This window comes from Enterococcus sp. DIV1337a, from assembly GCF_051712285.1.
Lineage (GTDB): Bacteria > Bacillota > Bacilli > Lactobacillales > Enterococcaceae > Enterococcus > Enterococcus faecalis.
Map to the genome: position 1 here is coordinate 2488666 of NZ_JBIOOP010000001.1, position 21111 is coordinate 2509776.

General features: G+C 40.1%; 20 protein-coding genes and 1 pseudogene. 4 read left to right on the plus strand and 17 right to left on the minus strand.

Features of this window, described 5'->3' with window-relative positions:
- Window positions 1-251: 251 nt before the first annotated feature.
- Complete coding sequence (menA, locus tag IGL49_RS11760; protein ID WP_104854357.1) at window positions 252-1199, minus strand: 1,4-dihydroxy-2-naphthoate polyprenyltransferase; 948 nt, start codon at window positions 1197-1199, stop codon at window positions 252-254.
- A 13-nt stretch (window positions 1200-1212) separates the two neighbouring features.
- A pseudogene (locus IGL49_RS11765) lies at window positions 1213-1380 on the minus strand (FAD:protein FMN transferase); the annotation flags it as partial.
- Here IGL49_RS11765 and IGL49_RS11770 point away from each other — a divergent pair.
- The 3 genes from IGL49_RS11770 to IGL49_RS11780 are packed head-to-tail and all read left to right on the plus strand — an operon-like array spanning window position 1367 to window position 3382.
- Window positions 1367-1789, plus strand: a complete 423-nt coding sequence (locus IGL49_RS11770; RefSeq protein ID WP_104854470.1) for a NusG domain II-containing protein — start codon at window positions 1367-1369, stop codon at window positions 1787-1789. The pseudogene IGL49_RS11765 and the gene IGL49_RS11770 sit on opposite strands and share 14 nt — an antisense overlap.
- Before the next feature lie 11 nt (window positions 1790-1800).
- On the plus strand, window positions 1801-2358 hold the full coding sequence (locus tag IGL49_RS11775) for a Gx transporter family protein (RefSeq protein WP_002354743.1): 558 nt from the start codon (window positions 1801-1803) through the stop codon (window positions 2356-2358).
- Window positions 2359-2395: 37 nt separating this feature from the next.
- The gene (locus IGL49_RS11780; protein ID WP_104854356.1) at window positions 2396-3382 is read left to right on the plus strand and encodes a polyprenyl synthetase family protein; all 987 of its coding nucleotides are present in this window, start codon (window positions 2396-2398) and stop codon (window positions 3380-3382) included.
- 484 nt (window positions 3383-3866) lie between these two features.
- Here the strand turns inward: IGL49_RS11780 and IGL49_RS11785 are convergent, their stop codons facing one another.
- The 6 genes from IGL49_RS11785 to folB form a co-directional block, all read right to left on the minus strand.
- The gene (locus IGL49_RS11785; RefSeq protein ID WP_104854125.1) at window positions 3867-5945 is read right to left on the minus strand and encodes a MucBP domain-containing protein; all 2079 of its coding nucleotides are present in this window, start codon (window positions 5943-5945) and stop codon (window positions 3867-3869) included.
- Window positions 5946-6198: 253 nt separating this feature from the next.
- Window positions 6199-6990 carry a dihydropteroate synthase gene (gene folP, locus IGL49_RS11790; protein WP_104854124.1) on the minus strand — a complete coding sequence of 264 codons (792 nt, stop codon included), beginning with the start codon at window positions 6988-6990 and terminating at the stop codon, window positions 6199-6201.
- On the minus strand, window positions 6983-7576 hold the full coding sequence (locus IGL49_RS11795; RefSeq protein WP_104854123.1) for a non-canonical purine NTP pyrophosphatase: 594 nt from the start codon (window positions 7574-7576) through the stop codon (window positions 6983-6985). Before IGL49_RS11795 ends, folP begins: the two co-directional genes overlap by 8 nt.
- A 3-nt stretch (window positions 7577-7579) precedes the next feature.
- Window positions 7580-8149, minus strand: coding sequence for a GTP cyclohydrolase I FolE (gene folE / locus IGL49_RS11800; RefSeq protein ID WP_104854122.1), 570 nt, complete (start codon window positions 8147-8149; stop codon window positions 7580-7582).
- Window positions 8143-8628, minus strand: a complete 486-nt coding sequence (folK, locus tag IGL49_RS11805) for a 2-amino-4-hydroxy-6-hydroxymethyldihydropteridine diphosphokinase (protein WP_104854121.1) — start codon at window positions 8626-8628, stop codon at window positions 8143-8145. Before folK ends, folE begins: the two co-directional genes overlap by 7 nt.
- Entirely contained in the window at window positions 8629-8991 is a 363-nt protein-coding gene (gene folB / locus IGL49_RS11810) for a dihydroneopterin aldolase (RefSeq protein ID WP_104854120.1), read from the minus strand.
- Window positions 8992-9168: 177 nt separating this feature from the next.
- Here folB and IGL49_RS11815 point away from each other — a divergent pair, with 177 nt between their 5' ends.
- Window positions 9169-9942 (plus strand): helix-turn-helix domain-containing protein, encoded by a 774-nt coding sequence (locus tag IGL49_RS11815; RefSeq protein ID WP_104854119.1) that lies wholly within the window; start codon window positions 9169-9171, stop codon window positions 9940-9942.
- 113 nt (window positions 9943-10055) lie between these two features.
- Here the strand turns inward: IGL49_RS11815 and gor are convergent, their stop codons facing one another.
- The 9 genes from gor to IGL49_RS11860 all read right to left on the minus strand — a co-directional run bounded on the left by gor (window position 10056) and on the right by IGL49_RS11860 (window position 21036).
- Complete coding sequence (gene gor, locus IGL49_RS11820; RefSeq protein WP_104854118.1) at window positions 10056-11405, minus strand: glutathione-disulfide reductase; 1350 nt, start codon at window positions 11403-11405, stop codon at window positions 10056-10058.
- 86 nt (window positions 11406-11491) lie between these two features.
- Window positions 11492-11866, minus strand: coding sequence for a hypothetical protein (locus tag IGL49_RS11825; RefSeq protein WP_241690087.1), 375 nt, complete (start codon window positions 11864-11866; stop codon window positions 11492-11494).
- A gap of 98 nt (window positions 11867-11964) precedes the next feature.
- Entirely contained in the window at window positions 11965-13518 is a 1554-nt protein-coding gene (locus IGL49_RS11830; protein ID WP_104854117.1) for a hydantoinase/oxoprolinase N-terminal domain-containing protein, read from the minus strand.
- Window positions 13519-14613 carry a DUF917 domain-containing protein gene (locus tag IGL49_RS11835; protein ID WP_104854116.1) on the minus strand — a complete coding sequence of 365 codons (1095 nt, stop codon included), beginning with the start codon at window positions 14611-14613 and terminating at the stop codon, window positions 13519-13521.
- 19 nt (window positions 14614-14632) lie between these two features.
- The gene (locus tag IGL49_RS11840) at window positions 14633-15907 is read right to left on the minus strand and encodes a cytosine permease (RefSeq protein ID WP_164982935.1); all 1275 of its coding nucleotides are present in this window, start codon (window positions 15905-15907) and stop codon (window positions 14633-14635) included.
- A 133-nt stretch (window positions 15908-16040) separates the two neighbouring features.
- Window positions 16041-17603, minus strand: coding sequence for a PucR family transcriptional regulator (locus IGL49_RS11845; protein WP_104854114.1), 1563 nt, complete (start codon window positions 17601-17603; stop codon window positions 16041-16043).
- 23 nt (window positions 17604-17626) lie between these two features.
- Window positions 17627-18874: a peptidase U32 family protein gene (locus IGL49_RS11850; RefSeq protein WP_002368523.1), complete on the minus strand. Its 1248-nt coding sequence runs from the start codon at window positions 18872-18874 to the stop codon at window positions 17627-17629.
- A 27-nt stretch (window positions 18875-18901) separates the two neighbouring features.
- Complete coding sequence (locus tag IGL49_RS11855; RefSeq protein WP_104854113.1) at window positions 18902-19822, minus strand: peptidase U32 family protein; 921 nt, start codon at window positions 19820-19822, stop codon at window positions 18902-18904.
- A 179-nt stretch (window positions 19823-20001) separates the two neighbouring features.
- A complete protein-coding gene (locus tag IGL49_RS11860) occupies window positions 20002-21036 on the minus strand; it encodes an FUSC family protein (RefSeq protein ID WP_002354721.1) in 1035 nt (344 codons plus the stop codon).
- Window positions 21037-21111: the final 75 nt, after the last annotated feature.

A 21111-nucleotide genomic window follows, 5' to 3' on the forward strand; every position in this document is an offset into this window, starting at 1 on the left:
TTTTACACACTCAATGCGAAAATTTTGCAAGTTGTTGTTCTATCAAGGTTTAGCCAGCTGTTATTTAATAATCAGGGCTAAAATATGCTGTTTTTAACTCATTTTTTCTAAATTTGCTTCATAAAAAGTTAAACATCTTCTCTTTTTAACGAGAAAAGCTCAAAATATAAGTAATAAACACTTACATTTTGAGCTTTTCTTTTAATTATTTAAAAAATCAATTGAAAAAAAACACGTTCTTATCAAAGTTTTTAACTAATCAAGGCGCTAATTAATAGCCCCAAGGCATAGGTGCCATTGAAAACCAGTAAGTTTTTAATCGAATGACGGAAACTTTTCGGCTGTGGCAATTCTTGTTTAAATGTTTGAAGATTTTGCCAAATAATCGGCAAGGTGGCAAACGTAATTAACACAGGCCATTGATAAATCCCACTAATGAAGCCGAATAAAATCACCAGATAACCAGCTAACGCTAAGACTTGAAAGAGCACAATCCCCGCTGGCCGACCAATATAATAGACTAACGTGTAACGGTGGTTCTCAATATCCGTATCTAAGTCCCGTAAATTGTTGGCAAGCATGATGTTAGCAATCGAACAGACCAAGGGCAAGGAAGCCACGACAATCGCAAGCACTGCCCAGAAATTGCCGTCTAAGCGAAAGGCGCCACTGGCGAAATCGACCGTTAAGTAAAACGGTGGATTGGTGACGACGTTCAAGTAAACCGTTAAGACGAAGATGCCTAAGCCCATCGTGAAGCCACTGAAAATTTCTCCTAAGGGCATGCGAGATAACGGAATCGGTCCATAGGTGTAGAAAATACCGATGAAGCAGCAAATCCCCCCTAACACGAGGAAGAGCCAGCCGGTTTGAACCGTTAAGTACGCACCCACGACGGCAGTGAAGGCAATCATGGCGAAAATCATGTTGCGAACTAGTTGTGGTGAAACGCCTGATTGTCCGATAATATTTTCTTCATATTTATAGACGTCCGATTTGGCTTTTTTGAAGTCCATGTAATTATTAATGGCGGTAGTGGCCATATCAAAGACCACCATGCCAATGAAGAAAATCAGCGTGTTGCCCCACTGAACTTCCCCGAAATAGGTCATTGAAAACAAGACCCCGATAATAAAGGGAAAGAGACTGGCAAGCTTCGTCTGAATTTCCACTACTTTTAAAAACACATTTAAAGACATTTTTAGTCGCTCCTTATTTCAAATCGGCCCGATTCCCCATCGTATAGCCAGAGTCTTTGCCAATTTCAAAGTTACCTTCGATATCTTTACTGATGTAGACTTTGTCGTCTTTTGTGACGAAAATGGCATCGGTTCCTTTCAGACTTTCGACGTATTCTAGACCTTTTTTGACGCCCAAAGAATTTATTAAAAAAAGTCGCTTGAAAACATGGGACGTTATTATTATTGCTGTTTTAGTTCTTGGTTCTTTTCTGCCCCTTGTTGTTTTTGCCATGCAAAACCGTGGTCAAGAAGCGGCTACCTATCAAGCAGTCTTGAAAGTAGACAACAAAGTAATCAAAGTCTTTGACTTAAAAAAGGACGGCCCGCATTATACATATAAATACGAAGCAAAAGACGGTGATTACAACCTGATTGAAGTAGATGGTGATCGTATCCGCGTGAAGGAAGCCAACTGTGCTGACTTAGTGGATGTTCGGCGAGGCTGGATTTCCAAACCTGGTGAAACCCCGATTGCCTGTCTGCCCCACAATTTGTTTATCACCGTGGAAGCTTCTGATGGGAGTGAAGACGGTAGCTTAATTTATTAAGCACGACAACTATGAGCAAATTACACAAGAATATCTATATTGCTATGCTCGTTGCCCAAGGGGTCATTATTGGTTTAATCGAAAATATGATTCCGTACCCTTTCGCATTTGCTCCTGGGGCAAAGCTCGGTCTAGCAAATTTAATTACCATTATTGCGATTTTCACCATGCGTAAGCGTGATAGTTTTTTTCTGGTCTGTTTACGTTTGATTTTAACGACATTACTAGGCGGTACACTTTCGACCTTTTTCTATAGTGCCAGCGGAGCCTTATTAAGTTATTTCGGCATGTTGCTCGTCAAGCAGCTGGGGCCAAAACGGGTCAGCATTATTGGGATTAGTGCCGTTGGTGGTTTCTTACACAACGTTGGTCAGTTGCTAACGACCTCTTTCTTTGCTCATTCGTGGGCGCCAATGCTGTACTTACCATTTTTATCTCTGTTTGGGTTACTCTCGGGAATTGCCATTGGGATTGCCGCTAACTATTTACTACAACATGTTCAGACGTTACGAAAATTCCAACTGAATTATGAACAAACAACGAAACATAAGTGGAGTCAATTTTTCTAATTGAAAACCTGTCCGCCACAATTAAAGGAGTCATCTTATGAATATACATCCTATGTGGAATACCTATCCTACGTTATCAAAAGAATTAACAACTACTCTTCGCTTGATGGAACAAGCGGTTCAAATCGATAATCAAGAGATTCAATCTGCTGTCCATGACATGATTCACTCTGGCGGCAAATTGCTACGTCCAGCCTACCAACTGTTGTTCTCTTATTTTGGTGAACAGCGGGACCCTAAAAAGGCGACAGCGCTAGCGGCTTCCATTGAATTACTGCATACCGCCACGTTAGTTCACGACGATATTGTCGATGAAGCTGATACGCGTCGTGGCTTGCCAACACTGCGTTCGCGCTTTGGTAATAGCACAGCCGTGTATACAGGCGATTATCTTTTTGTTTGCTGTTTCAAGCTCTTATCTGATTATTCTTCTTCATTAAAAAGCATTCAATTAAATTCTCGCAGTATGGAAAAAGTCCTGACTGGTGAGCTGGGCCAAATGGACAATCGCTATAATTTCGAGGTGACGATTGACCAATATTTAAAAAATATTTCCGGGAAAACAGCGGAATTATTTGCGCTAAGTTGTTTTGTCGGTGCCTATGAAAGTGGCACCTCCCAACGTTTTGCCAAACGTTGTGGTGAAATCGGCGAAAATATCGGACTGGCTTTTCAAATTATTGATGATATTTTAGACTATACACAAACCGCCGATGCCATCGGCAAACCCGTGTTAGAAGACGTGCGTCAAGGCGTGTATTCCTTGCCCTTGATTTATGCACTTGAAGCTAATCGTGAAGTCTTGTTGCCACTTTTAATGAAAAAAGAAGCCTTGACCGATGAAGAAACCCAGGAAATTTATCGTCTTGTCCATGAACTAGGTGGCGTAGAAAAGGCCCAACAATTAGCCACTCATTACACGGAAAAAGCGCTGAAAGAAATCAGCAAACTTCCTGAAACAACGGTCCAAGCGAAAGAACAATTGTATGAAATTACACAAACGATTTTAACAAGAGAGAATTAATGAAGCTGCTAAATCCTCAAGAGGATTTAGCAGCTAGCTTTTTAGGTGATACCTTGGTATAATAAACACGAAGAGAGCGTACTAGATATACGCTCTCTGGTAGACCGTTTAAGACGGTAGCTGAATTAATTAGGAAATAAACCCGTCAATCCTGGCTAAAGATTATGACGGGTTTATTTTTTGTCGTTTTTATTACTGATTTTGACAATTAACGTTGCGAAAGCGATCGCAAGCATCAATGCTTCAAAGACAGTCACTGCTATTCCTTTCTAGGGAAAGAGCAAACAAGCAAAAACATTGGCAGTCCCCCTTTTTTGAGAAATTGCTACCGTCATAAACTTCCTACTTGTGTAGTATAACACATTTACTCTTTATTAGAAGGCGCTTTCTTTAAAAAAGTAGGAGACCTAAAGCAATCTATAAAAAAGTGTCTCATTATCTATTGCTAGATAATGAGACACTTTTTTCTTATCAAACGAAGCTTTTATTCTGGTGCATCTTCCAGAGACCATCGCATCACTCCAGTATACTTTCCGACTGGATCAGAAGGAAAAACCGTCAACTGAAGTTGTTTGGTTAAATTAGCGGTAGCGTTGCCGCTTCCTTGCAAAATAGGTTGACTATCTGTATTAATTAGAACACGCTGATTCTTCTCGCCATAACTTATTCTTTTGTCGAGCAACTCGCCATTTTCGTTCTTTAACGGTTGTTCTTCTTTTACTTTAATTGTCCACCGACTTTTATCAAGTTTGCTTGCATCTTCAATGCGGATTTCTTTATTTGTAGTAGAAGAAATCATTGTCTCTGTTGCGGGAATTTCATTCACACCAAAATTGATCGTATCAGGTAAAATGAGCTTGGGCCCAGCTTCTTTTTGAAGAGTACGAATATCTTTTTCTGACTCTTGATTGTTCTCATCTTTGATATAAAAGAAAACCTCTCGATTCAACCACTGTTCAGGAAAAGTATACGTAACTTTATCAACAACCGATTCTGGCGCATCTACATATTTTTTTAATTCTTTTTCTTCCGTGCCACACTGCGCCATTAAAGTTACGTTAGTTGATGGATCATGTGAAAATGAAAAAGTAATCTCTCGCTGATTTGTAAAACGTGAGACTAATAGCGGATTTTCTTCATCCATCAATTTGAATTGTAATAACTTCTTTTCACGATAACGATGAATAATTGTTTGCTCCTCTGGAAGAAACACCCCTTGATCTTGTTGGGTCTTAATTGGTTCATAACCAGCTATTTTGGGATACTGATTAGATAAGTCAAAAGGCGTGGTTAAAAGCCCTTCTTTTGTGATTGATTCATGAATAGCATTATCTTGTTCATTTAAAAACACAGTCGTTACTTTCCCCACATAATTCACACTGGATGTAGCCGTCGTTTCCTCTAAATTTTCTCCATCTAAAAGGGTTTTCGCACTAAACGGCAAGTCTAATTTTCCATTTGATATGAGCGCCGTGTCGACTGGATTTTGAGTGCCTTGCCATTTCAAGTAAACTTTATATTGTAATACGGTATCATAAAGACGGCTATCTGACAGATTTTTTGTCACAATTTGGACATTTTCACCATCTGTTTGGCTAGTAAATAAATCCGTTAAATCTTCTCCTTTAAAGTCAGTAACTAAGACTTTGTCAAATTGATATTGCTTTGTTTGATTTACTTGGTTCAGGTTAATATTTACAGCCATTTGACTAGGTTTTGTCCACTGATCAATATTGGGGATGGTCTGTTGCACATTTAAGCAAACAGCCTTCTCTGCATTTTCAAAATAGGTATCCATTGCGTAGGCTGGGGGAAATTCTGGTTTTGCCAAAAAATCCGTAAAGTAAACAATAGATGACGGCGTTGTGTCATTGTTGTGAACGACAAATGTAATAGTAGAAATGCTTTTAGTTGTCACTTCAAAACGCTGGCGAGGATCCCGCCAAGGTATTCCTGCAGTGACATTTTTTAAGTATAACCAGTAATCATCGGCTCCACCATCCCACGTATCATAAAGAATATGTGTGGGATTTTCCGCATATAAGGCATCAATTACCGTTCCGGGGTTTTTATAGCCAACATATTTGTTTGAATTTAACCCATAGTAATTAAACGCTGTTTTTATCGTTAAGGGCTGACCATCATTATCAACAAAATCATAGGTAACCATCATTTCGCCTTTAATCGTAATTCCTAAAAAATAGCTTTCAGTAAAACTAATTGATCCTCCATCCAAATTACTTTTATTCCGCTCTAGTGTAACCAGTAAATTAACTGCTTTTCCTTCATAGAACCCCACATTTTTTACTAATGCTTTACTTTTATTTGTCGTTCGACTAACTGCGATGTAGTTTGAAGACACTTCACCTTCAATTGGTTGGACGGAGGTATTTTCACCATAATGCATGATAAACGTGTTTGCCGCTGGTGTAACCGATTGATTTGCCCAATGGAAATAGCCCAGTTCTGTTAACGGTCTAGGAGCAGCTTCTACTTTTTCAACTCCTAAAAAGACCCCTCCAATTAGCCATAGCAAAATCAATAAATAGTTATGTTTTTTCAACTGAGATTACAACCCCCTTGCTTTTAATTAGATAAAATAAATATTAAATAACAATTGTTACATTCCAAAGATGATTATAATAGAAACCCTATGCTACATCTATTTTAAATTATTTCTAAAAAACTCCTAAAAAACGAAGGTTTCTTGACCAATTGACTTCTCCGTTCCAACTTAGCATAATAAACACGAAAAGCGTGGAGCAAAAATCACTTTGGATTTTTGCTCCACGCTCAAAACCTGATAAACGGGTCTCTTATTCTTTCTCCGACAACGCGCGCCAGACATCAAATGTTTGTTTTAATCCTTGGACATTATGAACGCGTAAAATTTCTACGCCTTGTTGCGCTGCATACAGGGAAGCAGCGGCTGAGCCAAAATCACGCTGGGCTGGTTCTGGCTCGTTCGTTAAAGCGCCAATGGTTCGTTTGCGAGAAACGCCGTACAGTAACGGATAATCTTGGTAGCGAAAGGCGTTAGGATCTTTTAACAGTTGAAGGTTTTCTGCAACAGTTTTATGAAAGCCAATTCCCGGATCAAAACAAATTTTTTCTAAGGAAAGCCCATATTTTTGGCATTGTTCAATTTTTTCTGTATAAAATTGGTGCAACTCTTCTTTTAAAGAAAGAGATTGGCGTTTTCTGGAATGCATAATCACAACTTGGATTTCAGGATATTGTGCGAGGACTTCTGCCATCCCTGGAGTGTCTAATCCTTTGATATCATTAATCATTGTGGCGCCAGCTTGGATAGCGGCTTCCGCTACTTCAGGATAGTAGGTATCCACAGAAATCGGCGCTAGAGAAGTGTCACGTATTTTTTTAATTAACGGTAATACTCGGTCTGCCTCAACTTGCGGAGAAACTTCTTCGTAGCCGGGACGTGTGGATTGACCACCAATGTCTAAAATATCGGCCCCCGCTTCTAGTAGATGAAGCGCATGTTGATAGGCCACGTCGACCGTTGTGTAACAACCGCCATCAGAAAAAGAGTCGGGAGTTGTGTTGACAATCCCCATAATTTGGTAATTCTTTTTTAAATCAATCATTGTCACATTGCTCCTTTATCTGCTGAATCATCTTTCGTAAAGCCCGCATTCTAGGACTTATTTTCATTCGTTCACTCGTGGACAACTCCGCTAAGGTTTTGCCTCGGTCTGGTAAATAAATAATCGGGTCAAAGCCATAACCGCCTGTACCGCGCGGTTCAACCAATTCACCAGTCAAAGTGGCTTCCGTTTGCAATAATTTGTCGTCATCGAGTACATAGACCAGCGTGGCTGATAAGGTTAACTCTCGGGTCGACTGTCGCCCTTCAAATAAGTGCAAAAGTTCGCGGTTCTGTTCTTCTGGATTGGCTGAATGGAAAAAGCGGCTTGTATAAATCCCTAATAAATCAGGAAAAGCAGTGAGCGTTAAGCCGCCATCATCGCCTAATACTGGGCACCCAATTAACTGCTGGAAAAAGCGGGCTTTTAGATAGGCATTTTCTGCATAAGTAGTGCCAGTTTCTGCTGGTTGTTCTTGACTGGTCGTATACTTTCGATAAGAGACGAGTTGAATAGTTGGGTCCTTAAGCCCTGATTGCATTTCTTTTAACTTACCTTGGTTATTCGTGCCAACAATGATTTCCATTTTCTAACGTATCTCCATTAAAAATTGATTTTTCCACTCTTGTTCTTTAAATAAACCAGTAAATTGAAATGTTTTGGTGCTACTTCGTGGTGTTTTCACGCCGCGCATCGTCATACACATGTGTTCCGCTTCAATGGCTACTGCAATGCCTTTGACGGGAATATTTTCTTGGAGTTTGCGGGCAATTGTCACCGTTAAATCTTCTTGAACTGTAGGACGTTTGGCACAATGTTCCACTAACCTTGGTAACTTGCTTAGTCCCAATACTTTGCCACCTTCTGGCAGATAAGCGACATGTACTTTTCCATAAAATGGCAATAAATGGTGTTCACACATTGAATAAAAGGCAATATCTTTTACTAGAACCATTTCGCCTTCATTTAAGCTATCAAATAATTTATAATCGTCAAATTCAGGTTCGGTTAATCCACTAAAAACTTCTGCATACATTTTAGCTACTCGTTTGGGTGTATCAATGAGTCCTGACCGTTGAATATCTTCCCCCACTGCTTCTAAGATTGTGGTAACTGCCTGCTCAATTTGCGCTTGTTTTTCCTGCTCCATCTCTACCATTCCTTTTCGCTTACTCGCACTTCTTCTTGATTGCCACTGCGCTCAATCCACGTAGCTATTGGCGCGCCCAATAGTTGTTCCTCTGCGTAAACATCACTTAAGGGAATCAAAACAAATGACCGTTTTGTTAATTCTTGATGAGGAACTTGTAGGTGGGGCAACGTGACTGACTGCTCCCCTAATAATAAAATATCAATATCAATAATCCGCGGACCCCAGTGAATTAATTTTTTACGTTTCATTGCTTGCTCAATCCCTTGAGTAACAGCCAGTAATTCTTCAGCGGTATAGCTAGTATCAACTTTCAATACAGCGTTCAAAAAATCATCTTGGTCTGTATAGCCGTAAGGATCCGTTTCATAAAGTTTTGAAGAAGCCACGACCTGAATCTGCGGGTCTTCATTTAAATAATTGCGGGCTTTCACTAAATTTGCGTACGGATCACCGACATTACTACCTAATGCTACATAGCCAATCATCTATACTTCTCGCTCCATTTCAATTTCAATATTGTCAAAAAGGCCGGGCATCGGCACACTATATTTTCTAATTTTAATGATAATTTTGTTCAATTGTTCTTGGTAATCTGTGGAAATATCATCTAAAATAGCACTCGCTAAACCTTCGATTAAATCGTACGAGTGATTGTTTACTCGTTGGGCAATCAATTCATTCACTTCAGCATAATTGACGGTTTGGGTGACATCATCTGTTCGCCCCGCCTCGGCTAGTGACAACTGCATTTCAAGGTCGATTTCTAATTGCTGTCCTAGACGTTTTTCTTCTGCCAAAACACCATTTTTTGTGAAAAATTTCAAGTTGTTGATTCTAATTTTATCCATCTTCTAACTCCCTACCCTCTGTTTTGCTGATTTTTTTAATCATAGCATATTTCTTGGAAAAGTCAGTAGTTAAAAGATGTTATTGTTTATTTAATAGCAATTATTTGCTTATCAACCACTAGTTGATTGAAACACATAGCGGAATAGACTACTCTAAAATCAAGGAGGTAACGAATAATGTTAATCCAAACTATTTTAAAAACACGGAGAATAAATAATCACTATACGCAAGAACAAATTGCCCAAAAATTACATGTCACTACACAAGCTGTTTCCAAATGGGAAACTGGCCAATCCATCCCTTCAATTGATAATTTACTGATGCTTTCTGATTTATACAATGTTTCTATTGATGAGCTAATCCAAGGTAGTCCTTATTTTAAAAAGCCCCAAGTTGTTGGAAAAATTTATAATCTAAAAAAAGGAATTTTATTTTGTATTGTTTGGACTTGTTTCTCTTTGCTACTTACTGGTTTCGGTTATCAATCTTTTTGGTTGTTTAGTGCAATTATATTTATCGGTCTACTTTTAGTTTTTCCAATCGTCTTTTCAGATTATTGGATAATTAACCAACAAGATATTATGGTCCATCAATTCTCCAGAAACCCGATTCTGAAAATCATTGAATGCATAAAAAACAGTTCTACACAAATAAAAATTCCTTATTCTGAAATTGAATCCATAGAAATCATTTATACCAAAAAGATAAGAGCGTCCGCTTTTGATAGTAGTCCCGACTATTTTTACTTACTAGTCACCTATAATAACCAAACCACAAAGTTATATTTAGATACCTATGCCAAAAGATTTTTACCACAATTTATTGCGTTTTTATCTCGACAAAGAATTACTATTATAGATAAATCTGAAATCATTGAATTACTCGTTTCTGATACTTCCTTATATCAACATTTTAATGAAAAAAATGTTGCAACTGATAATAGAAAATAGCTAATTTCATCACGTTTGTCAGCACCCAATTGGTTACAAATTGAATGAAATAACTCGTGTATTCAAAAAAGAGCGTTGCATCAGCAACGCTCTTTTTTGGGGTTATTAGCCTTTTATCGCATTGTTACAAATTCTTCTGAGCCTGTTGGATGAATCGCAACAGTATTATCAAAATCTGCTTTGGTCGCGCCCATTTTAATAGCGACTGCAAAGCCTTGTAGCATTTCGTCAACACCGATGCCGATGCCATGCAAACCGACAATTTTTTCTTCTTTGCCGACACAGATTAATTTCATGTCGCATTTTTGACGGTATTCCCCTAAAGCGAAATACATTGGTGTAAAGCTAGAGCGATAGATTTTCACTTGGTCTTCACCATATTCTTCAAGCGCTGCTTTTTCCGTCAAACCAATTGTCGCAACCGGTGGATGGGTAAAGACCACCGTTGGCACCAAGTTATAATCCAAATATAAATCAGTTTGTCCGTTAAATAGGCGTTCAGACAGACGCCGACCAGCGGCAATCGCGACTGGTGTTAAATCGATTTTACCAATGACATCGCCGACTGCGTAGATGCCATTTTGCGTGGTATTTTGGAATTTATCTACTTTGACGTAGCCTTTTTCATCAAGTGCTACTTTCGTATTTTCTAAGCCTAATTGATCCGTGTTCGGCTGACGGCCTGTCCCGAAAATCACGGCATCTGTCGTGATTGATTCCCCATTTTCAAATGTAATAACGTACTCATTCTGCGCCGTTTTTTCAATTTTAGCTGGTGTTGCATTCGGATGAATTTGCATGCCCATTTCTTGATAGCGTGCTACGACTTTTTCAGAAAGCATGTCATCAAAGCTTCGTAATGGTCGTTCATGACGGAAGGCCCAATGTGTTTCTGCGCCTAAGCCATGTAAGGTTCCTGCTAATTCGGCTGCGATGTAACCTGCACCGACAAAGACCACACGTTTTGGCATTTCTTCTAATGCAAAGAAGCCGTTTGAATCTAAGGCATATTCTTCTCCTGGAATACCTAGTTTTTTCGGACGACCACCTGTTGCGATTAAAATGTGCGGCGCCGTATATTCTGTCCCATTGACTTCAATTGTTTGCTCCCCAGTAAACGTAGCGTAACCATGGATACGTTCAATGTTGTTACTGTCTAAACCACGATTATACGCGCCATGTAAGAAGTCAATATATTTTTCACGATTTTCAACTAATTGTTTAAAGCTAAAATTTTTGATTTCAACATCAAACCCGTAGCCTGTTGTGTCTCTTTCCATCATTTCCATCATGCTGCTAGCTTGCCACATAACTTTTTTAGGCACACAGCCAACGTTGACACAGGTCCCACCAATTTCGTTGCCCTCAATTAAAAGGACGTTGGCTCCGTGCATTCCTGCGCGGTTAGCAGAAGCAATCCCGCCACTACCGCCACCAATAACAATATAATCATAGGTTTTCATTTATTCTGGCTCCCTTTCAATTTGAACTTTCTCCCTTATTATCGCAAAAAATAGCAAAAAAAGACAGTCGTATTACTTACTTTTGTTTAGTTTTCTGCTGCTTCTGTTTCATTGATTCGTTCCGTAAAAGAACTGGGGGGAAGGAATTCAATCGTAGCATTGTCGAAGGGAATTCCTAAATCTTCTTTCGTTACGTTTGGATTCATTGTAATGACATAAAGTGTTTTGCCTAAGGAAAGTGCAATCCCAATGTCTAAATAACTTAGTCGGTCAAAGTCACCATTAATAAAAACGTAGGTTGCTTCGTGAAGGTACCGTTTTATCACTTCAATATCTGTAAACATTCCGGTTTGAACACAATCTGCTAACCCGAAGCTCACACCACCCGCATAGCCATGCTCATCTTCAAACAGCTGAGGATTTACCAAAAGGTCCGTTTGAATACGTGGGTTTTGACCAATTTAGTAGGCGAATACTTTGGCCGTAGTTATTCCTCTTTCTTTTTCTTTTACTATAGCACAAAAAGGAAACCCTCATATGCCAGAGGATTTCCTTTCTTTTAGTACATGTTCCCAACCACTTTTACTCGTAAGCGGGTTGCATTTTCTGGATGATAGGCGAGTGGTGTTTCTTCCACCTCGACTAACTCGATTGTGCCAGGGACTGCACCCGCAAGTTCGGCTTGTTGGACGGCTTTTTCTTGGGCATCGGCTAACGCCGCGTCCCGTTGGATTTTTGAATAGACATAAATTTGTTCGTATTGTCCGCTAATCTGAGCGATGGAGGCACCGATGGCATTCGCCACTGCTCCGTTTTCGCTACGAATTAGCGCTTTAACGCCTGTCAATTCTTCGGGGATGATAATACTCCCACCACCAACTAAAACGACCGTCACGTCTGCGGAACTGGTTTTCATGCGATCAATCGCTTCACTGACCAATTCGCCAATTTTTTGGTACACTTTTTCCGCAAACGCTTGGTCTAAATGAGCCACTTTGCTAGGATCACCGACTTGGGCATGGCCTAAGCGAACCGCAATATCAGTGGTCGTTAATTGTGTGCCGCCAAAAACAAGGGCCTCTTGTGTAATACGGTAACCGACACTATCAGGGCCGACTGTCACAGAACCATCTGGTTGTTCACGCACTAGACTGCCGCCGCCAACACCGATTGACACGATATCTGGCATTCTAAAATTGGTCCGTACTCCGCCAACATCAACGGCCAGTGAAGATTCTCTTGGAAAGCCATCTACCAACACGCCAATGTCTGACGTTGTGCCACCAACATCTAAGACAACCGCATCTTTCAAGCCGGCTAAGTAAGAAGCGCCACGAATACTATTGGTTGGGCCACAAGCAATGGTTAATATAGGAAACTGTTTGGCATACGTTAATGACATTAACGTACCATCATTTTGACATAAGTACACTTGGGCGTGATGAATTTTTTCTTGTTCTAAGGCTTGTTCAAAGCCTTCGCTGGTCACTTTAATTACTTTGTGCAACGCAGCATTCAAAATTGTCGCATTTTCCCGTTCAATTAAACCGACAGAACCAATCATTGAGGAGCAAGAAACAGGAACATCTACCCCTAACACTTCATTCGCAAGTGCTTGAACAAACAATTCTTGTTCATTTTTTAAAGAAGAAAAAATGCCAATTACTGCAATGGCCTCTACTTCTCCTCGCCAAGAGGCCAAAATCCCGCGCAACTCTTCTTCGTCCAGTGCAGTCAATGGTTGTCCATCATATTCGTAGCCGCCATGCGCTAAAGCATACGTTTCTGAAAGAGTAGCCACTAAATCCTTGGGCCAAGCTGTGTAAGGCAAGACCGAAGCGGTTGCTGGATAGCCCAAACGAAGGACCCCAACTTTTGCTAATTTTTTTCGTTCAACAATGGCATTCGTACATTGGGTCGTACCCAACATTGCATGTGTGACTTTGCTTGGATCCACTGCTGATTCTGCCAAGACTTTATTTAAGGCACTTGCAATCCCTGTTTGAATATCATCGGTTGTTGGAACTTTCACTGAATGAATCAAGTTTAATTGATGATCTAAAATAACAGCATCTGTATTTGTGCCGCCGACATCGATACCGATTTTATACATTTATTTGTCCTCCTTCGCTACTAAGTTTTCTAGTGGTTGATAATCTATTTCGTAGCCGAAATACCGAGGACCCACTGTTTCGATACCTTTTTTCGTTCGCCAAGCGGCATTCGCTTTCAAGCCCATTACTTGGACACGTTTGCCGTATTTCAAGCTTTCTGTTGTCACAGGCGTTAAGGTTTCTAAGTCTACCATACAAATCAAATCAGGTGTCATCGCAATCACCTGACCATCTTTCTCAGCAATTAAATTTTCATTTTGAAAATGGACAACTGCTTCTGAGCCAGCGTCACTGTTTAAGCCACTCAATTTGACACGTCCCAAATTGAAGCCACCTTTTACTTCTCGTTCCACATCCAGAATTTTTCCTTGGAACAATTCAAAGCCATCCGTAACTTCTACTAATGCTTGGCGTTTTTCTTGTTCATCTGCATAGGTACCTCGAATCACTTTGCCAATTTCTTCTGATAATGTCACGATGTTGTGAATACCATAGTCTTTTAATTGTTTGCCTGTCGCGGGATAAATGCTCACTAAGGCACTGGCGCCCATTTCAACCGTTTGGACACGCGCAAGACGTTCTGTCCAAGTATTATCAATCGTTTCCATAATGCCAATATTTCCTTTTTCATCGGTAATTGCCATAGGGGTCGCTGACATCCCATTCAAATGGAACGTTACCATCGGCAATTCTGGGAAGGCCCGCCCCATACCATCGCAATCCACCAAGGGAATGCCTAGCTTCGCTGCAACAACAATTGGAATCATTGAATTGACGCCCCCAGCTTCCATTGGAAAGGTTCCCGCAATCGTTTCTTGGTCTAAATATTTTCCTAACTTCTCAAAGACACGGACGAATTCGTCGCCTTTGGGAAATTTTTCAATTGCGACAGATGGGGCACCCATCATTGCGGCGGGTAGGAAAAAATCCTCCGCGGCAATTTCTTCTGGAGAAACCAGTTTGACAGGTCCGTTTTCTTCGATGGCGGACAAAGCCATCATTTTACCAATGTAGGGATCACCGCCACCTCCTGTCCCTAAAAACGCTGCTCCTGTGGCTATATTCTCAATTGCTTCTGCATCTAAATAACGCATTCTCCGACACTCCTCTTCTTCATTCCATTTCTAATGATTCGGTGTTCGTCTGTTGACGTTTTGCACCGAAATAATAAATAATAAACGATAAAACAATGCCAATTAGCGGTTGGTTAGGCAATTGAGGGGCATTGGGAAAGAAACTCACAATCACTGGAATGCCCCCCACTGCAGCACCAATTAGCCATGAAAAAACACCTAATTTATTCACGCCAGGCGTTGGCTGCCATTTGGTTCGATCGCCTTTGTTAATCAACCAATAGGCAGCAATCATTACACCAGCCACTGGTGGAACCATCGCAGAAAGGACGGACATAATCGGCGTAAAGTAATTTAAAATCCCCACGACTGCTAATAAGGTTCCAATGGCGCCGGCCGCACCGACAGCGACTTTTTCTTTTTCTTTTGGAATATCAAAGACATTGATCAAGGCCAGTCCGCCAGAAAAAGCATTCACGGCATTCGTGGTCCAAGTTGCTAAAATCAGCGCAATAATTCCTAGAACTGGAAACCCGAGATTCATAAAAACTTCCGTGATATCTGCGGTATTCGAAGCAATGGTCAAGACCGCACCTACGCCAATCATCAACAAGCCTGTCGGTAAAATCCCTAAGGTGGCCGCTTTGATCACATCTTTACGAGAAGAAACATATTGAGAGTAATCTCCAGCAATTACCGCACCTAATGCAAAAGAACCGACAGTCATTGAAAGACCCGACATAAAGCTTCCTGCTGTTTGAGGTGTATATTGACTAACAGCCGCCCAACCGTTATTTCTTAACGAAGCCACCAAGCCATAAAGACAAACCAGAACTAACACAGGAACCGCAAAATAATTCAGAATTTTCAATATTTTTATGCCATAAAGAGCCGAAATAAGCATGATAACTCCCCAGATTAAGGAAGAAAGCGACACAGGTAAATCAATGCCGTAAATTTTTAAAAAGTTCGTGAAGGCGCCGCCGCTGACATTGGCTTGCAAACCAAACCAACCTAAGCAAGCAATCGCTAGAATAATAGAAATAATCTTTTGCGAACCTTGAATGCCAAACACTTGAGAAGCGACTTTGACAGAAGGTTCTTGTAAGTCAGAACTTTGAATTCCTTGTAAAATCATTAAAATAACAATAATACCGTAACCAATAAATCCTGTTAACAAAGCTTCCCATAAAGGCATGCCTGCAACTAACGTTCCTCCAATAATTAATCCTGGCACGCTAATCATTGCGCCCGCCCAAACAAATGCTAAGCTAAGCCACGATTGTTGTTGCTCGTTTTTTAATTTCATTCTCATTCCTCCTTAATTATTTTTTCAATTATAACGAAAAATCAGTCATAGGTTTTTTTCAAATTGAAAAAAATATCGAGGAAGTTTTGGCTAAAAATAAAAAAGCAGCCAAATCGGCTACTGCCGATTGTCTGCTTTTTCATTCATTCGTGACCAAGCGATATAAGATCATCGCCAAATAGACTTCATAGGCTTCGGCTGCGTTGGTCATATCATAGCCGAGCGCTTCGTTAATTTTACTGATACGATATTTGACCGTATTTTTATGAACAAATAGGCGTTCGCCGCATTCTTTAAAATCACTACTTGCATCTAGTAAAAACGTCCCTAATGTCATTAACTGCTCTGATTCTTTTAAGAGAGGTTGGATAACTGCTAAGCGTTGTTGGATTGCTTCTTCTCCTGCTTGGAGACACATCATCATTTGTTGAACTGTACGAATTTCCGCGATTGATAACACTTTTCTTTGTGGATAGACGCGCTTTAAAAACGGCGCAACTTGATTAGCGGTTTGGTAGCTGACACGCACTTCAGTCGTGTTACGAACTTTTGGACAAAGGATAATTTCACCTAAATAGTCCTGATAGTCTGTGGCTTGCAAGTATTCTTTACTAATCGTGGCTTCAGGTTGTTTGTGTAAATAATTACCTAAGAGGACAATCAGGTAATTTTCTGTTTGCTGGACAATCGTTGTTTGGTAATAGTAACGTAGGAAATCTTTCAAATCTTGCTGAATAGCGTTGATTTCTTGTCCTTGTTGCCAAATAGGTAAAAGCCACATCGTTTCGACAGAAGAAATATCAATCATTAATTTTTTGGCTAATTGGTACATCTTATCACTTTCGTCGTTAATGATTGCTTGGACTAAGGCATACTCACTGACTTCGTCATAGTTTTTCCCCCATAAATTCAGAGCCATCTGAACGACTTCCACCGCTTGATTCATCTCAAAAGAGGTTAACTGCTCTTCTTCTCGAATGAAGTAAAGCTTCAATGTTTGGCCATCTTTCTGAGGAAGTTTTTGCGAGGTAATGAAGTAGGTCGTTTCTCCCAGTGCTACTTTCTCTTGTGATTGATAAAGTAACTTGGTTAAGGGTAATTTCGTGCTTCGCGGCCAATTGATGGTGCTGATGATTTCATTGGTATATGTGGTTAACGCAATGTTGACTTTTAAAAAATCAGAGAGGATTTTCAAGGTCATTTCCACACTGCGATTTTGTTCAGGCAAAAGGGAAACTTTTTCCAAGAGGTCCGTTGCAAAAGAAGCCATTTTATTTTTATTGACTAACAATTTCATGACTTCATAAATGACTTCGTTATAGCGTAATGTGGGATCATTTTTAGGCATTTGGATTAAAATGAAACCTAAAGAATCCGCTAATTGAATCACTTCCTCTGCAACTTTCGGTACGATAATCCCCACGTAATACAAGATTAGGCCTACCTCGCCTAATTCATGGAGATGTCGAATCGTTTCACATTGCTTCACCACATCATGACGAATGGCACAAAATGAACCAATCAAAATTTCGCCAGCATGGTATTCATTTGTTTTGTGAAGTTTTTCCGAAAACAAAGACATATCAGAGACTTCTAAAAAAGAAAGAGAAGCAACAGATGTGTCCAATTGGTTTTTACCAGAAAGTACCGTTGCTTCTCGCAAAGACGGTAATTTTAATAAATCATTCACGCGGACACTCATAATTACTCCTCCTTTTGGCTGGTTTATTTTTTCTTACGAATCATATCGCCGACTGCAACAGGTTGCGTCACTTCCATTGTTAATAACATCATGGGATTAGGTGCCCGATCAATCGCTTCACCGTCTTCATTATACATCTCTTTAACGGTTTGGTGGAAATGGGTAAACCCGGGACCATAAAATTCAATTTCATCGCCGACACTGAAAAGGTTCCGTTGACGAATCGTTGCGACTTGCGTCTTTTCGTTGTACGCAATCACTTCACCAACAAATTTATATTGTGGAATTTTACGACGTTCGCCGAATAATTGTTCATTTTCACTTGGTGTATTGTAATAAAATCCAGTTGCTAATTCACGTTGTGCTACTTTCCATAATTCATCAATCCACTCTTGTTGGCAGACATAGTTTTCAGGATCTTCCATGTAAGAATCGACGGCTTTTTTATACACATTAGCGACTGTCGAAACATAGTGAATGGATTTCATGCGGCCTTCAATTTTAAAACTATCGACACCATTTTCAATTAATTCTGGAATATGTTCAATCATGGACATATCTACGGCGCTCATTGAAAATTCTTCTTCGACTTCCCCTTCGCTGGTTTTGCTCCGACGTTCTGTCCCAAAAGGCATATCAAATAACTCATATTTCCAACGACAAGATTGAGAGCAACCGCCACGATTGGCATCCCGCATTGACATATGGTTGGATAAAGTACAACGACCTGAATATGAAATACACATTGCTCCATGAATAAAGGCTTCAATTTCAATGTCCGTATTTTCACGAATCGCTGCAACTTCCTCCATTGAAACTTCGCGCGCTAAAACCACACGTTCTAAGCCTTCGTTTTTCCAAAATTCTAATGTTTCATAATTAGTTGCTGAAGCTTGTGTCGATAAATGGATAGGTAAACCTGGTGCTTCTGTCGCACAAATTTCGATTAAAGCTGGATCGGAAACAATCACAGCTGAAATTCCGATGTCTCGCAATTCTCTGAAAAACGCTCCTGCCCCTTCCTGGTTTCCTTCATGAGTGACCATATTGGCAGCGACATAAACTTTCGCATTATGTTCGCGGGCAAAGGCTACGCCTTCCGCCATTTCTTCTGGCGTGAAATTTCCTGCGCGGCTACGCAGACCGTAGGCATTCCCTCCGATATAAACGGCATCGGCACCGTAACGAATTGCGACTTTTAGTTTTTCTAGCGTCCCGGCTGGAGCCAACACCTCGGGACGCTTCAATGTTCGTTCTGTCATTACTTTCATGTTCTTCTTCCCCTTAAATGAATCAATTTATTTTATTGCATCGGCACTTAAATCAAAGAAACCATTGTCTAAGCCACGACCGGTTGGATGTAATCTTTCAATTTCAGCTGTTGCACGAGCTGCTTGATCTTCTGACCAAGTTCCCGCTTCAAGGGCTGCTTTCGCTTCAGCAAATAGGCGAGCAATCGCGACAAAATTTTTACCTGGTGTGTAAAGGCCATCTAGCTTCCATGTACGATAGTGATGGTCATACAAGTTCGTTAACTCATTCATCAAGTTCACATCGTTATTGGCAAAAATATGCGTACCGTGACTATCTTCATAAATGGAATAGTGTGTTTCTGGTTTTTTGGGTTCAGAAATAAACAGCCCTTCGTCTTTCGTGACCCCTTTGTCGTTCTTTGTGTAATTGTAGTAATTTTGAATTAATGGGCGTTTCGATTGATGAATACACGTCGCCCCATAGACAAGAATTTCAGCTGGAACTGCTAAGTTTTCTTCCATTGCTACCATTTCTTCAAAAGGGACTTCCCGAGCTAAGACAGCTCCGATGGCCCCTCGTTTACTCCAAAAATTGATTTGACGTGAGTTCGTTACCAAGGTTTCGCCATCATAAACGTAAGGAATTTCTAATCCATCTCGTTGCATGATAAACACAATACCTGGATCGCCCAAAGTAATTTTATCGACGTTGATTTCTTTTAAAAATGTCAGATACTCTGGCACCAATTTCATTTTTTCAGGGTGCATAATGCCATTTACTGCGACTAGCACTTGTTTACCCATTTCATGTGCACGTTTCACAATCTCGCGTTGTTCATCTCGTGTAAAAGATACGGGCAAACGCAACCCGAATGTTTCTTCTCCAATATATAATGTATCCACACCTGTTGCGAGTAATTCTACAGCCTGATCAACAGATTCTGCAGTTGCAATCAGTTCAATCATAAATATAGCCTCCTTCTTTATGACCGTTTAATAGTATCATACGTTCACAAACTTTAAAAGAGCCTATCTGTATTAAACGTACATTTTTCACAATGTTTCCGAAAAAATTTTGGTAGAAAAGCGCCAACCGCTTACCTACCAAATGCTCTTTTTTTAATTACTGGTCATCTGTTCTTTGGTCACTCGTTCAAGTGGTATTTTCGTTCATAAAACGTTACTACAACGGTGAATAGCCACGCTGCCGCTAAACCTAACAAGCTACCCAAAACAATCCCTAAAAAGCGGAATTGAATCAACGTTATCACGTACTGCTGACGAACGAGCAATGAAAGCATCAGAGCCATAGGTGTTGTGAAAAATTGCGCCAATCCATAATTACGACGAATAAAATACTCAACGGTCACAAATAAGATCGTAATCACGACAATCGATTCAAAAGTTGTCAAAGCTAAATTAAGCAGAAAAGCGGAAATAACCAAACCAATCGTTGTTCCAAAAATTCGCTGAATATTTCGCTGCTTAATCGCACGTAAATTGTCTCCTTGTAAAATGGATGCACAGGAAACGACTAACCAATACGGATTCTGTAAATGTAAACTTTCACTGATATATACAGCAAAAAATAAAACAAAGCTATAATATATGCTATCTAATGGCGCTTCTGGATGCCGATAAATTCGTTCCCGTAATGATCGCTTAGCTAGCGGGGCACTGATTTCCTTTTCTGTAAAATGTAACACTAGTGCAAACAAAATGGAAAAGCCAATGCCTAATAACATACAGCCACTCATGAATGGAATTTTTGCTAACGGAATGCTCGTACTGGCACCCATCGCTGTGACCATCACACCAAAGAAGGCCCCTGGTTTTGAAATATCGTAAACTTCAAAGAAAAAGCGGCCGCCAAAACCGACCAGCGCAACAACAATAGGAATGAGCCACGCAATATGGGTCGATAACATGCCTAGCAAATTCCCTAAAAAAAGGTAACTACCGACTACAGATAAACGAGTCATTAACTGTTTTAATGGTAACGGCTGATAATATAAAAAAGTAAAAATACCTAACGAGCCAAAGCTTGAAATCAATAATTGATGATTGATATAGCCCAAAAAAAGAATGCTGAACATAACCAAGCCAGCAAACACTAGTCGAAAAGGATTATCCTTTGGACGTTGATAATGTAGTAATTCTCGAAAAAAAGATTGTTCCATTCCATCACCCCTCCTTATTAACGTAGCATAGAAAAATCAATCTGGCAATTCTCAAAAAGAAATCGCCACTGGAAA

Excerpts from the sequence above, each read along its gene's own strand:
- menA (WP_104854357.1), bottom strand. The coding sequence starts at position 1,199 with ATGTCTTTAAATGTGTTTTTAAAAGTAGTGGAAATTCAGACGAAGCTT.
- IGL49_RS11775 (WP_002354743.1), top strand. The coding sequence starts at position 1,801 with ATGAGCAAATTACACAAGAATATCTATATTGCTATGCTCGTTGCCCAA.
- IGL49_RS11780 (WP_104854356.1), top strand. The coding sequence starts at position 2,396 with ATGAATATACATCCTATGTGGAATACCTATCCTACGTTATCAAAAGAA.
- folP (WP_104854124.1), bottom strand. The coding sequence starts at position 6,990 with ATGATTGATTTAAAAAAGAATTACCAAATTATGGGGATTGTCAACACA.
- IGL49_RS11795 (WP_104854123.1), bottom strand. The coding sequence starts at position 7,576 with ATGGAAATCATTGTTGGCACGAATAACCAAGGTAAGTTAAAAGAAATG.
- folE (WP_104854122.1), bottom strand. The coding sequence starts at position 8,149 with ATGGTAGAGATGGAGCAGGAAAAACAAGCGCAAATTGAGCAGGCAGTT.
- folK (WP_104854121.1), bottom strand. The coding sequence starts at position 8,628 with ATGATTGGCTATGTAGCATTAGGTAGTAATGTCGGTGATCCGTACGCA.
- folB (WP_104854120.1), bottom strand. The coding sequence starts at position 8,991 with ATGGATAAAATTAGAATCAACAACTTGAAATTTTTCACAAAAAATGGT.
- IGL49_RS11815 (WP_104854119.1), top strand. The coding sequence starts at position 9,169 with ATGTTAATCCAAACTATTTTAAAAACACGGAGAATAAATAATCACTAT.
- gor (WP_104854118.1), bottom strand. The coding sequence starts at position 11,405 with ATGAAAACCTATGATTATATTGTTATTGGTGGCGGTAGTGGCGGGATT.
- IGL49_RS11830 (WP_104854117.1), bottom strand. The coding sequence starts at position 13,518 with ATGTATAAAATCGGTATCGATGTCGGCGGCACAAATACAGATGCTGTT.
- IGL49_RS11835 (WP_104854116.1), bottom strand. The coding sequence starts at position 14,613 with ATGCGTTATTTAGATGCAGAAGCAATTGAGAATATAGCCACAGGAGCA.
- IGL49_RS11840 (WP_164982935.1), bottom strand. The coding sequence starts at position 15,907 with ATGAGAATGAAATTAAAAAACGAGCAACAACAATCGTGGCTTAGCTTA.
- IGL49_RS11845 (WP_104854114.1), bottom strand. The coding sequence starts at position 17,603 with ATGAGTGTCCGCGTGAATGATTTATTAAAATTACCGTCTTTGCGAGAA.
- IGL49_RS11850 (WP_002368523.1), bottom strand. The coding sequence starts at position 18,874 with ATGAAAGTAATGACAGAACGAACATTGAAGCGTCCCGAGGTGTTGGCT.
- IGL49_RS11855 (WP_104854113.1), bottom strand. The coding sequence starts at position 19,822 with ATGATTGAACTGATTGCAACTGCAGAATCTGTTGATCAGGCTGTAGAA.
- IGL49_RS11860 (WP_002354721.1), bottom strand. The coding sequence starts at position 21,036 with ATGGAACAATCTTTTTTTCGAGAATTACTACATTATCAACGTCCAAAG.